Genomic DNA, 12,477 nt, shown 5'->3' with positions numbered 1-12,477 from the left:
AAGTTTTGTGCCTTTAAGTATTTTAAACTTAAACTTAAACCTAAACTTGATACTGCGCTGCGAGTAAAAACTTAAAAAAGACTCAAGACCTACTTAGAATTCCACTCCGGCAAATCCTCAGTCCATACTTTAATCTTCATTTTCTTCTGAATCACTCGCCAGTGGTGAGACTCTTCTGAGCTTATGAACGTAATAGCTTCTCCTGGATTTTCAGCTCGACCGGTTCTTCCTATACGGTGAACAAAGTCTTTAGGAGATCGAGGCAATTCATAATTTACTACAAAAGGTAAAAACTCGATGTCTATTCCGCGAGCGAGTAAATCTGTTGAGACTAATGCCGTTAATTCTCCAGATTTGAATTCGCTCAATGCAGAGTTTCTTGCACCTTGACTTTTCTTACTATGAATAGCTTTTGAGGCTATTCCATTCTTTTTGAGCTTGTCGTTTACATGATCTACTTGGTAGGTAGAAGAGCAAAAAATCAGTACTTGAGTCATCTCTTTTTCTTTCATGAGATGTCTTAATAATGCTCCTTTTTTATTCTCAATGACTCGATAACCTATTTGCTTAATTAAAGATATATCCTCTTCCTTTTCTTCTACAGATGCTGTTACTGGATCATTCAGCAAAACTCTTTGTAATTCATCAACATCTTCACTCAACGTGGCAGAGAATAACAAGTTTTGTCTTTTGTTAGGTAATAGTTTTAGTATCTGGTCGAGTTCCTTTTTAAAACCTTTAGTTAGCATTTTATCGGCTTCATCGAGGACTAAAGCTTTGACATTTTTTAAATGCACTGCATTTGCTTCAATAAGTTCTAACAATCTACCAGGTGTCGCTACTAGAATATCGACGTTATTCATCTTACGCATTTGCGGATTAATGGAAGCACCGCCATAAACTGCCGTAGTAATCAACGGCTTTGTTAAAGCTTTAGAGTATGGAATAAAAACCTCACTTACCTGCGCTGCTAGTTCTCTGGTAGGTACCAGTATCAATGCGGTAATATGTCTGTTTTCAGATTCAATTCCTTCTAATCGCTGTAAAAGCGGTAGGGCATAGGCCATGGTTTTACCAGATCCAGTTTTTGCAATTCCTAGCACATCTTTACCAGCCAGGATATCAGGCATGGCTAGCTTTTGAATAGGTGTAGGGTGAGAGAATTGATTTTCTCTTAAGGCAAAAAGTAATTGGTTAGATAATCCTAAGGATTCAAAAGACATATGTTGATTTTATACCATGCAAAGATAGCTCGTTTTTGCAGTAAAATGCATCTGTCTTAGTATGTGTAACTGATATGATATTTAGTTTTAAAATTTCAAGTTTAGACTATGAAATCTTCAGGTTGACTATTTTTAATCATCTTCACGTATTCCGGTGATGTGAATCTCAACTCTACGGTCATAAAAATCACCTTTTCCGGTTTTAAAATTAGCCTGTTTCCCTATGGTCGTTAGACGATCAGCAGCGACTCCATATTTAACGAGAAAACGTTTTACTTGTTCTGCTCTAGCTTGTGATAGATTCCATTGGCCTGTGTCCATGTCTCGTCCATAAACACCAGCAGATAGACAGCATATATGGCCTTGTATCTCGATTTCATATTTTTTATGAAGTAATAAAGAGTTGATAATAGAGTCCATTACTGGAAAAGAAGATTCTCTTAAAACATGCCTGCCGGGATAGAAAATGACATTGTTAAATACTAGTTTATCACCAATTTGAAGACTGTCTTTTAAGATATCATAAGAACGGTATTTTTCAATACTATCTGCAGCAACGGCTATAGGTTCTACTCTAGGCTCAGGTTCTTCTTCATAAGTTACTGTTATATCTACTCGTCTATTTTGAGTGCGTTGTTGTTTAATGTTTGAACTGGACTGTAATGCAACTTCTCCTATAGCTTGCTCGCTAAATGCACCGTATGCATAATTAGGTTTCAAATAATCAATAATAGACCAAACTCGTTCCCATGCTAGTTGCTCGTTATAAACAACACTACCACGGTCGTCACAATAACCTGATAGAGAAATATTTGTGATTCTAGAACTTTCAGAATTGATAACATAGGCGTTAATTATATCCAGTGATTGAGTATTTAAAACAGCACTATCGGTATCAAAGTAAACCGAAAACTGTTCGGTCTTTTGTTGAGCGGTAACCACGACAGAAAAAATTAAGAAAAAGTATTTTATCATCTTCATAACAATAGAAAAACGTTGCAAGCATTAATTTAGTGTTTTCAATCCAAAACGATGTCTGAGAAGTTAACTATATCATATTATCAACATAATGATGTCGTGGAATTATCTCGAGATTTAATAGGTAAAAAGATTGTGAGTAACATTAATGGAGAACTAACAAGCGGCATAATTACTGAAACTGAAGCTTATCGTGGTTATGATGATAAGGCTTGTCACTCACATTTAGGTCGTTTTACAGATCGTACTAAGGTGATGTATGAACCAGGTGGCGTTGCTTATGTTTACTTGTGTTATGGCATCCATCATTTATTTAATATCATCACAAATACTGATGGTAATGCAGACGCTATTTTAATACGTGCAGTAGAGCCTGTAGAAGGTATAGACATCATGCTAAAACGCAGAGGTAAAAAGAAACTAGATAAGACCTTAACCTCAGGACCTGGTAATTTTAGTAAAGCCTTTGCACTCGATAAATCGTTCTATGGAGCAGATTTAACCGGTGATGAAGTATGGATAGAGAAGAGTGATTTATTCCGCTTTCGCGAAAGCGATATTATATCAACCACTAGAATAGGAATCGATTATGCTGATGAAGATAAGAATTTGCCATGGCGTTTCTACCTAAATACTAGCGATTATATAAGCAGGCGATAACTCTTACGCACTGCGGAATTTTTCTAAAAACTCTGCACGTTTTGCTCTTGCGACAGGTATGGTCACATCACCTGTTAAGGTTACATATCCATCGTTTAAATACTTAATAATATGATTAGTGTTTGCTACATAAGATTTGTGCACATGGTAAAAATCTGGATGAGATAATAGTTTTTTGAAATGTCCAATGCTGCTGGAGCTAAGAATGGGTTTACGGTTCGTAAAGTGAATTTTAGTATATCCATCAACGCCTTCACAATGCGTGATACTTTTAACTTTTACAAACTCTAATCCATCAGTTGATGGAATGACAATTTTCTTTTTTTGAAAGTTTTCTTGATTGATGTTTTCCAGTAGTTGCGTGTTTTTAACTAGTGCATTTTTTTGCTCGATATTTGTTGTAGCATTAGTGACTGCCTCTACAAGGTCTTCATTATCAATAGGTTTAACTAGGTAGCCTATAGCGCACTGTTTAATAGCGTCTAAGGCATATTGATCAAAAGCTGTGGCAAATATGATTTCGAATTGCGGTTTTTTAAACTGTTCCAATACATCAAAACCGCTCATGCCAGGCATGGCGATATCTATAAATACTAGTTGTGGTTGTAACTCGTTTATAATATCAAATGCGAGCGCTGGTTTTTCTATCGTTGCTACGATTTCCAGATCTGGACATAAGCGTTCAATTTTATTTTTAAGTATCGCGATAGCCTTAGGCTCATCATCTATTAAAATAGTTTTTATGCTCATAACTCACTTAAATTTTGAATGGTTAATTGAACGATGGTACCTGTACCGTCATCAATATCAGATCGGTCATGGATAGAGAAGGAGATGTTCCAGTCACCACTATCGTTTAAAATATCTAATCGTTCTGCAATGACAGTACTAGAGTGTGCTTTTGCAGTTCCTGTGGTGTTTTTATTGTGTTTTTTAGTCTTATTGATTCCTATTCCGTCATCTTTAATAACTATTTGATATTGATTCTCCTCTTTAGTTGTTTTAAAATCGACTTCTATAGTACCCGTTGAGGTTTTATGAAAGATTCCATGATTTACCGCGTTCTCTAGTATAGGCTGTATCATCATGGTAGGTATGTTGAGGTCAGTAGTATCTAGCGATTTATCTATATTAATATAATATTCAATTTTATCTTCAAACCTTAGTTTTTCAATATCTAGATATTTTTTAATGAAGGCTATTTCTTCTTTAAGTGTAATAGTTTTGGTACGAGAATAATCAAAAAAGAGACGCATTAATTTTGAAAACTTGGTAAGATAATCTTCGCTTATTTCAACCTCGTTGCGCTGGATGTAATATTGAATAGCATTTAAACTATTATGCACAAAATGCGGATTGAGTTGACTGCGCAAGGCATTAAGTTCACTCTCGTATTGCTTCTTTTGTGCGGCCAGTTGATCTTCTAGTTGTTGTTGAAGAAGCTGGTTTTTACGATTGTTGAAGGTTATAAATAAAAACACCATCCCTAACACAACAACCAGTACTAAAATGAAAAGTAAAGTATAAGTTAATACTAGATTATCCATAATCTTTAGATAGCTTTATTCCATAAATGATACTACTATAAAGTAATACGCTTACCGTTGTAATAATCGTGAAATAAATGTTAGTAGTAAGTTTAAGTTTCTCTTGTATAAGAAAGAATACAATAACTAGATTTATTTGATAGATAACTATACCTATGGAGATCCAGAAAGCCGGCGTTTTGTTATAGCGTACTACATTATCTGAAAGCAAGAGCTTGTATAAATAGAAAAAGACATTAATTAATAAAATGATAGAGATTATAAAATTTGCATAATAAAATATCTCTCTTAAAAAATTTTGTTGAAAGGCGCTGATGAAAAATGATAAAAAAATGGTAGAAATACTGATAAAGAGCAAGACTTTATTTTTAATATGTTTATAAAACCAATAGGACAATATAAGATTAGAAATTAATATAATAAGATTGCTGAAAACCTGTAGTTTAGAACCATGATAAAGCCTAAAATATACACCACACAAGTCAAGAACGGTAGTTACTAATAAAAAAATAAGTATCCATAATTCTGGTTTATTTTTAATGTGATTCCAGTTAATTACTGCATATAATAATGCAGTAATCATACTAGAATACAGAATATAACTCGTTACTTCTACTAATGTCATTGTTTAAGGATTAGATAATCCAGTACCTACTGGTGGCATTCCTGCGTTACCATGATTTAATAAGTCAGCACCAGGAATATTAGGTGCTTGTGGGAAGATTGCAGAGCCAGTAGTTACCACTGGATATCCTGTAGGAGCAAAAATGATGGTCGTTTTATAGTTATTAGTTGTAGGGTCATTTTGAGCAGCTAGATATGCTCTTATTCCTAAGTTTTCATATTCTCCTTCAAAACTCTCCACGTATTCAATAAAACATTTCATATCATCTAAGTTAAAGTGAACTTCAGGTGTATGAGAAACATTAATGGAATCACCGTTTGTATTTATATAAGGTAAATTTTCATTCATAATCGTTTGATTGATTTGATTAAAATCATTGACCATTTGAACTCCTTGAGATCTTTGAATAATTCCATGTCCATCACCTGAACAATCTAGAGCTGTTTCTGGTGTGTCAGTTGGCCAGTTACAAGCGGTTACTAATAGAACAATACAAGCCAGTAATAGATAGTTAATTTTTTTAGTTTTCATAAGGTTGGGTTTTAAGTAAGTTTTAAAGGTATATGTTTTTTTATTATCGTTAGAATCGCTTTCGCGAAAGCGAAATATTATAAAAGAACCAGCGCAGCGAGATTGCTCTGCACTACACTGTCCCCTTAAAAATCATTATTCACTAATTAAACAGTAATCGTCAAATGCGATGAACATTCTACCAAAATCAGGTAATACGATATGACTGTGAGTTATCATAATATGTGTAAACCCAGCTGCTGGCATAGTTAAGCTATTGGTGTCAAAACTTAGACTTGCTGTTGTGTATGTGTTTGAAGATCCCGCAGGAACTAAAATCTCACCTAATAATACAGAGTTTCCAGGTCCATATAAATCTAGATTAGATGGAGTTTGCATACTGGTAGGGTTAGGAGGTAGTGTCCCACTAAAGTTCACACCATACACGCCTATTTTTACATCATTATTTACTGTGATGCCCATCACTGCATGATTGAAAGACATGACATAAATTCCTGTAGAAGGTAAAATGGATGTACTGAGCTGGTTAAACATTCCTTCTCTGAAACTAGGGCTAGCAGCATTTGAATTTTCTATCCACATTCCTGCATAGTTTCCTGAAGAAGGAGTAGGTTGAACAAATCCACCTGGTAATGTAGATGATGAGTTCCATAAATCTGCAAGGCTAGCTGATCCACTACCACTGCCCCATAAAGGACCCCAAGACGTTGCAAGGTTTATATCTTGATCGATACTGGCGTTTACATCTCCTGTTACTACTTCAAAGTCCACATTTTGCATGAAATCACCACATGCTACAGGTGGCATCATTTCCCCAATACACTCACAAAACTCATTAACCGTTCCGTCGAGTATGGTGTCACCATTACTGTCACAATCATCACCTATGTTTGCTTCTAGGTTAGGGCAATCGGGATCATTATCTCCAGTGTAGCCGCAAACTTCATCGCCGTCGCAGGAAAGAATCATAATAGCTAAGAAGCTTAATCCTATTGTTTTAAAATTACTTACAATATTTTTCATGTTTTCTATTTTTAATCTCTGCCACATCCGTGACAGAGATATTGTGTTATAAATGAATTATTCTGGACAGATTACTTTCATCTCTGTTCTACGATTGATTTGATGTTCAGCAGCGCTGCATTCAATACCGTCTGCACAGCGGTTTAAAAGTCTGGTTTCTCCATAGCCTATTCCCACTACACGATTAGCATCTATTCCTTGAGAAGCGATATAATCTCTAGCGGCACTAGCACGGTTTTGAGAAAGTGTTTTATTATAAGCGTTTGAACCTCTAGAATCTGTGTGAGATGATATTTCTATGTGAATACCTGGATTGTCCTTCATAAATTGTACAAGTCTGTTCAATTCAGGTTTAGCATCGGCTCGTATATAGTACTTGTCTAAATCATATAGGATGTTTTTAAGAGCGATGGCTTTACCACAGTCTGCCTCTTCTAGACATACTTCTAATTTTACAAATAGAGTAGTGCTACGGTCATAATTTTCTGTAGAAATCGTTTCTGTTTGTGAGAAGTAGTTTGCTTTTTTACCACGTAGAGAATAGGTAGCTTTTTGCTTTACGTTGAAAACAAATTCTCCTTGAATATTTGTGATGGTGTTTTTTTGCTCTGCATCGGTAAGATTATTTAAAATAACAGAGACTCCATCTAGCGCTGTTGTTGTATTACATACTACAGCATTTCCTTTAAGAATAAAGTTTAGATCGCTGTAAACAATTTCTTTTTGAAGCGTTTCATTTGCCTTGAACTCATTTTTTACTGCTGTAGTTCCTTCTAGATTTACATCATATAATTTTCCTTCTATAGTATAGTCATCTTTTTTAATGTCGTTAAAAACAACTGCACCATAGGAATTTGAAGTCCCAGTTTGAACTATATTTCCTTCTGTATCTTTAAGAACGACCTCAGTATCGGCTAATAGTTCTTTGGTGAATTTATCTCGTGCAATTACAGTTAAATTGTACTTATCACAAACTTGACATTCTTCTTTATCATGTTTATTGAGCTTAAAAGTAACACCAGCAAAAGCTCCTACTGAAGAAATGTCACAATCACATGGCTCTTCTCGCTGTCTATAAGAACGCTGTGTTAAAAAAAGAGCTCCTTGATCGTCATTAAATTCATGATATCCAGTAGAAATGCTACTTTCTACAGATTCTGTTACATTGAGATGTCTCATGTAATAAGCACCAGCATGAATTCCCCACGACGAGTTGAAAAAGTAAGTTAATCTAGTTTGTAACTTAAAGGTCAAGGCACTACCTACGTCATATCCAGCATGAAAGTTTAATGGAACATCTGTACTATTAGCAGTAGAACCTTCATGAGAGACACGTCCGCCTTTTATGGACGCAAGTCCTACACGAGAATTGAACTCGGCACTGAAGTTTCTATTTGCGTTGCGATATTGAAAATTAGGTCCTATCCCATAGAAAAGTCGGGTTATTCCATCTTCTGTCACATTAAATGAATTAAAGGCAGAACCGTCAAAATCGATGAGCCCTTCTGTAGGATAAGTAGTTTCGGGACTGTTCTTGATGTAATCTACATCTATACCTACACCGATCCAATTCCAATAATAATCAACACTTATTCCAGCTTCAAGACCACCATTGTAATCTATGTATGGTGTGTTATTGTGATAAGATGGAAAATCATAACCTATACGAGGTGATATTTGAAGATAATTGTCGGTCGCATAGTTCACTTGCGACCATGAAATGATACCTTGTAATAGGATTAATAAAATAAGTAATGGTTTATAAAATTTCATGATTCAGAGTTTTAAGAGTTTTATTTATTAAGTGAAAGAGCGATGATTTATTTTTTTGGCTAATCCTTAAACCACAGCTCTGTCACTGTTATTTGTGGCTTTCCACGGTTCAAATATGAAATCTAATACAAGAGTTAACTAGAGGTAATTGATGAACGGTAGCATTCAATACAGCAATGGTTTTTTTGAAAAGCTGATAGATTTTCAGTTTTGCTGCCACCTTGTCATTTTGTTTGAAATGGTACTGCCTTTGAGTAATAGAAGGAAGATGAATAATCCCGCTTTCGCGAAAGCGTAATTACAATAACTTAAAGAATAACACATATTATGTCACAAAAAGGAACCATTAACGTGGCGGTGGAAAACATTTTTCCGCTTATTAAGAAGTTTTTATACAGTGATCACGAGATTTTTCTACGTGAGCTTATTTCAAATGCTACCGACGCAACGCTCAAACTGCAACATCTTGCTCGTATAGGAGAAGCAAAAGTAGAATTGGGCGAGCAGCAAATAGAGGTGAAGATTGATAAGGAGGCAAAAACATTGCATATTATTGATCAAGGTTTAGGGATGACAGAAGATGAAGTGCAGAAGTACATCAACGAAGTTGCCTTTTCTGGAGCTGAAGAGTTTCTTGAAAAATATAAGGACACCGCAAAGGATAGTGGTATTATAGGACATTTCGGTCTGGGATTCTATAGTGCTTTTATGGTGGCCGATAAGGTGGATATCATTACTAAATCATTTAAAGATGAACCAGCAGTACACTGGTCATGTGATGGCTCACCTAATTATACGATTGAACCTGCAGATAAGACCGATTTTGGGACAGAGATTGTATTGCATATTTCTGATGATGAATTAGAGTTCCTAGAGGAATCTCGTATCACAGAGTTATTAAATAAATACAATAAATTTATGCCTGTTCCAATTAAATTTGGAATGAAAACAGAAACTCTACCAAAGCCAGATGATGCTAAGGAAGAAGATCCAGCGCCGACTCAAGAAGTAGATAACATTATTAATAACCCTAATCCAGCATGGACTAAACAACCAGCGGATTTAGAGGACCAGGATTATAAAAATTTCTACAGAGAATTGTACCCGATGCAATTTGAGGAGCCTCTTTTTAATATTCATTTAAATGTTGATTATCCTTTTAATCTTACAGGTATATTATATTTCCCAAAAATGACTCAAGACTTGAATGTACAAAAGGATCGTATCCAGTTGTATCAAAATCAAGTTTACGTTACTGACAATGTGGAAGGCATCGTGCCTGAATTTTTAACCATGTTACGTGGTGTGATAGATTCTCCAGACATTCCTTTAAATGTTTCGAGATCATATTTACAAGCAGATGGCGCGGTTAAAAAAATATCTAGTTACATTACCCGTAAAGTTGCAGATAAGCTTAAATCCCTATTTAATGAAGATCGCGCTGCTTTTGAAGAAAAGTGGAACGATATAAAGATAGTCATTGAGTATGGTATGTTGAGTGAGGAGAAGTTTTTTGAAAAAGCAGATAAGTTTGCACTTTATCCTACTGTAAATGGATCTTATTATACTTGGGATGAGTTAATAGAGAAAATTAAGCCTACTCAAACGGATAAAGATGACAAGACAGTTGTATTGTATACTTCAAATAGAGAAGCTCAACATAGTTATGTAAATGCAGCATCAGATAAAGGGTATGAGGTATTGTTGTTAGATTCTCCTATAGTATCTCACTTAATGCAAAAACTTGAAAGTTCTAAAGAGAATGTTTCTTTTGTGAGAGTAGATGCAGATCATATAGATAATTTGATTAAGAAAGATGAGGATCAAATTTCAAAATTATCAGATGAAGAAAAAGAATCCTTACAAAAAACCATAACTGACACGATTAGCGACGCGAGCTACACTGTTCAAGTAGAAGCAATGAGTAGTGACTCAGCGCCTTTTATTATTACACAGCCAGAGTTTATGCGACGTATGAAAGAAATGCAAGCCACTGGTGGCGGCGGTGGTATGATGGGCTTCGGTAATATGCCAGATATGTACAATTTAGTTGTTAATGCAAATCACGATCTTATTCAAGAGATTTTTAACTCAAAATCTGATGAAAAGAAAGCGAGTTTAATTAAACAATCAGTCGATCTAGCTAAGCTTTCTCAAGGTCTTCTAAAAGGAGAAGCACTTACAGATTTTGTTAAGAGAAGTTATGATTTAATTAAATAAAATAGCTTAAGTTTAAGCTAACTAACAAAAACACTCACTCAAAAGGTGAGTGTTTTTTTGTTGATATTTTTGAGGTCAAAAACTAATAGTTTACCAGCTTAAAGCGATAGACATTTTTGTGTTAATAATTAGAAATCATTAATTAATGTAGGATAAAGATGTGAATTCTTTATTATTTGTTTAATTTTATTAGGTCAATTGTTAAACGAAATCCTTTTCGAAACCTACTTAATCTCGGAATTACCTTACAAAATAGAAGTTAACATAAAATTAACATAATCTGTTAGGTGTTGTTTTTGCTGTAAAAATTTAGTTTTTATTAAGAAGTGAAAGAACATTTCTTTAGGTGCATTTGCATATCTTTAGAATTCGCTGTTATCTTTGATGCGTAATTAAGAAACAGCTCAAGTTTTTTAAAAACAATTGGCAGATATCCCTATCTCCTGTCATAATTAACCCCTTAGATTAATGAACCTTGGTTCGCAAATGAATTATAGCATGTAAGGCTATTTTCATCGCTCGCAAATGTGTTTATATTAATTCTAAATATTTAATTATGAAAAGAGTAATCATGAGTGCCGCGGCACTTGCAATAGGAGGATTTGTCTTTGCACAGACTCCGCAGACAATCGCACCAATAGTACAGCAGTCATCTCCGACAGCAGCAGCCACAATAGGTGGAAACTATTCTGACATCGACCAAAAAGGTATTGGTAGTGATGCAAAAGTTCAACAACAAGGAACAGCAAACGCTTCATTTATCGAGCAAACAGGTACTGATGTTGCAAATCGCAACTCAGTAGATGTACTACAATGGGGTAATGTACAACCTAGTATAAGTGGACACCTTAACTATTCTGATATCAAGCAAGATGGTGCAGGTAATGATTTCATGGCAACACAACAAGGTGATGAAAATGAAATCTTAGGTTTACAAAATGGATTAGACAATGCTGCACTTGTACAACAAGGAGCAACTTCTCCACAACAAGCTCAAAACAATTTAGCTAAAGTAGACCAAGATGGTAAAGATAACTATGCTGAAGTTCAACAACGTTATGATGATAACGAAGCTAGTATTCTTCAGAGAAATGATGCTGTAGCTGGTGTAGGTAACCGTTCTTATCAAGATCAAAGATCAAACCCAAATCAATCTGCAGGACAAGTTGCGATAGGTGAGCAATGGGGTGATAACAATGAGGCTGTACAAATTCAAGATAGTGGTTCTCCTGCATTAGGTGGTGGAAACCATGCTGAAATTCAGCAAGGTGATGCAACTACTGAAGCTACTGGTGCATTTGCACAACAAGTTCAGTCTGGTGCAACTAACGAAGCATATGCTACACAATATCTTTCTAGTGATGAGTCTTACCAAGAGCAATTAGGAACAGACAACAAAGCTGTTGTTGAGCAAAACACTGGTGGAATTTCTTCTGGAGGAAACAACTTAGTTGAGCAATTCCAAGATGGAGATCGTAACGAGGCTCGTTCTGATCAAAATGGTAACGGTAACACTGTTAACCAAGAGCAATATGGTCAAGATAACTTTTCTAGCGTGAAGCAACGTTATGGTCAGGATGCTGGTAACATGGCAACATCTATTCAAGATGGTTCTTTAAACAACTCTGTAATCAACCAACAATCTCATGGAAACATGTCTATGGTAGATCAAACAGGTGATGGTCAAACTAGTTTAATTAACCAAAATAACCCAACGACTGGAGCAGCCGCTGCAGCAGGTGGTTATAACACTGCAACTGTTATTCAGAGAAATGCTAATGTAGCTTTAACTCCACAAACTAGAAGAATCGCTGCGTCTAAAAGACACACATTTTAATTATTAAACCAGTAGGGACGGTTTAATTTAAATAAGTACTTAAGGATGGTAATTGTATCA

Annotated in this window: 11 protein-coding genes; 3 read left to right on the top strand and 8 right to left on the bottom strand. The window is 35.2% G+C overall.

Annotation, left to right across the window (positions count from 1 at the left end):
* Positions 1–89: 89 nt before the first annotated feature.
* Positions 90–1,223 (bottom strand): DEAD/DEAH box helicase, encoded by a 1,134-nt coding sequence (locus tag IL45_RS05145; RefSeq protein WP_036581133.1) that lies wholly within the window; start codon positions 1,221–1,223, stop codon positions 90–92.
* Between the two features lie 132 nt (positions 1,224–1,355).
* The gene (locus tag IL45_RS05140; RefSeq protein WP_081866539.1) at positions 1,356–2,204 is read right to left on the bottom strand and encodes an OmpA family protein; all 849 of its coding nucleotides are present in this window, start codon (positions 2,202–2,204) and stop codon (positions 1,356–1,358) included.
* A gap of 51 nt (positions 2,205–2,255) precedes the next feature.
* Here IL45_RS05140 and IL45_RS05135 point away from each other — a divergent pair, with 51 nt between their 5' ends.
* Entirely contained in the window at positions 2,256–2,861 is a 606-nt protein-coding gene (locus IL45_RS05135) for a DNA-3-methyladenine glycosylase (protein ID WP_036581129.1), read from the top strand.
* A 3-nt stretch (positions 2,862–2,864) separates the two neighbouring features.
* Here IL45_RS05135 and IL45_RS05130 read toward each other — a convergent pair whose 3' ends face one another.
* The 6 genes from IL45_RS05130 to IL45_RS05105 all read right to left on the bottom strand — a co-directional run bounded on the left by IL45_RS05130 (position 2,865) and on the right by IL45_RS05105 (position 8,360).
* Positions 2,865–3,611 carry a LytR/AlgR family response regulator transcription factor gene (locus tag IL45_RS05130; RefSeq protein WP_036581127.1) on the bottom strand — a complete coding sequence of 249 codons (747 nt, stop codon included), beginning with the start codon at positions 3,609–3,611 and terminating at the stop codon, positions 2,865–2,867.
* A complete protein-coding gene (locus IL45_RS05125; RefSeq protein WP_036581125.1) occupies positions 3,608–4,408 on the bottom strand; it encodes a sensor histidine kinase in 801 nt (266 codons plus the stop codon). The genes IL45_RS05130 and IL45_RS05125 overlap by 4 nt, the downstream gene beginning before the upstream one ends.
* The gene (locus IL45_RS05120) at positions 4,401–5,033 is read right to left on the bottom strand and encodes a hypothetical protein (RefSeq protein WP_036581121.1); all 633 of its coding nucleotides are present in this window, start codon (positions 5,031–5,033) and stop codon (positions 4,401–4,403) included. The genes IL45_RS05125 and IL45_RS05120 overlap by 8 nt, the downstream gene beginning before the upstream one ends.
* A 3-nt stretch (positions 5,034–5,036) precedes the next feature.
* Positions 5,037–5,564: a hypothetical protein gene (locus tag IL45_RS05115; protein ID WP_036581118.1), complete on the bottom strand. Its 528-nt coding sequence runs from the start codon at positions 5,562–5,564 to the stop codon at positions 5,037–5,039.
* A 135-nt stretch (positions 5,565–5,699) separates the two neighbouring features.
* The gene (locus IL45_RS05110; protein ID WP_146128658.1) at positions 5,700–6,587 is read right to left on the bottom strand and encodes a hypothetical protein; all 888 of its coding nucleotides are present in this window, start codon (positions 6,585–6,587) and stop codon (positions 5,700–5,702) included.
* A gap of 57 nt (positions 6,588–6,644) precedes the next feature.
* On the bottom strand, positions 6,645–8,360 hold the full coding sequence (locus IL45_RS05105) for an OmpA family protein (protein ID WP_036581113.1): 1,716 nt from the start codon (positions 8,358–8,360) through the stop codon (positions 6,645–6,647).
* Positions 8,361–8,687: 327 nt separating this feature from the next.
* Here IL45_RS05105 and htpG point away from each other — a divergent pair, with 327 nt between their 5' ends.
* On the top strand, positions 8,688–10,580 hold the full coding sequence (htpG, locus tag IL45_RS05100) for a molecular chaperone HtpG (RefSeq protein ID WP_036581110.1): 1,893 nt from the start codon (positions 8,688–8,690) through the stop codon (positions 10,578–10,580).
* Between the two features lie 556 nt (positions 10,581–11,136).
* Positions 11,137–12,417, top strand: a complete 1,281-nt coding sequence (locus tag IL45_RS05095) for a hypothetical protein (RefSeq protein ID WP_036581108.1) — start codon at positions 11,137–11,139, stop codon at positions 12,415–12,417.
* Positions 12,418–12,477: the final 60 nt, after the last annotated feature.

The sequence above is a fragment of the Nonlabens ulvanivorans genome, assembly GCF_000732625.1.
GTDB lineage: Bacteria > Bacteroidota > Bacteroidia > Flavobacteriales > Flavobacteriaceae > Nonlabens > Nonlabens ulvanivorans.
This window is presented reverse-complemented; position numbering and strand designations above follow the sequence as displayed.

Excerpts from the sequence above, each read along its gene's own strand:
- IL45_RS05115 (WP_036581118.1), bottom strand. The coding sequence starts at position 5,564 with ATGAAAACTAAAAAAATTAACTATCTATTACTGGCTTGTATTGTTCTA.
- IL45_RS05095 (WP_036581108.1), top strand. The coding sequence starts at position 11,137 with ATGAAAAGAGTAATCATGAGTGCCGCGGCACTTGCAATAGGAGGATTT.
- IL45_RS05140 (WP_081866539.1), bottom strand. The coding sequence starts at position 2,204 with ATGAAGATGATAAAATACTTTTTCTTAATTTTTTCTGTCGTGGTTACC.
- IL45_RS05110 (WP_146128658.1), bottom strand. The coding sequence starts at position 6,587 with ATGAAAAATATTGTAAGTAATTTTAAAACAATAGGATTAAGCTTCTTA.
- htpG (WP_036581110.1), top strand. The coding sequence starts at position 8,688 with ATGTCACAAAAAGGAACCATTAACGTGGCGGTGGAAAACATTTTTCCG.
- IL45_RS05120 (WP_036581121.1), bottom strand. The coding sequence starts at position 5,033 with ATGACATTAGTAGAAGTAACGAGTTATATTCTGTATTCTAGTATGATT.
- IL45_RS05135 (WP_036581129.1), top strand. The coding sequence starts at position 2,256 with ATGTCTGAGAAGTTAACTATATCATATTATCAACATAATGATGTCGTG.
- IL45_RS05130 (WP_036581127.1), bottom strand. The coding sequence starts at position 3,611 with ATGAGCATAAAAACTATTTTAATAGATGATGAGCCTAAGGCTATCGCG.
- IL45_RS05105 (WP_036581113.1), bottom strand. The coding sequence starts at position 8,360 with ATGAAATTTTATAAACCATTACTTATTTTATTAATCCTATTACAAGGT.
- IL45_RS05125 (WP_036581125.1), bottom strand. The coding sequence starts at position 4,408 with ATGGATAATCTAGTATTAACTTATACTTTACTTTTCATTTTAGTACTG.
- IL45_RS05145 (WP_036581133.1), bottom strand. The coding sequence starts at position 1,223 with ATGTCTTTTGAATCCTTAGGATTATCTAACCAATTACTTTTTGCCTTA.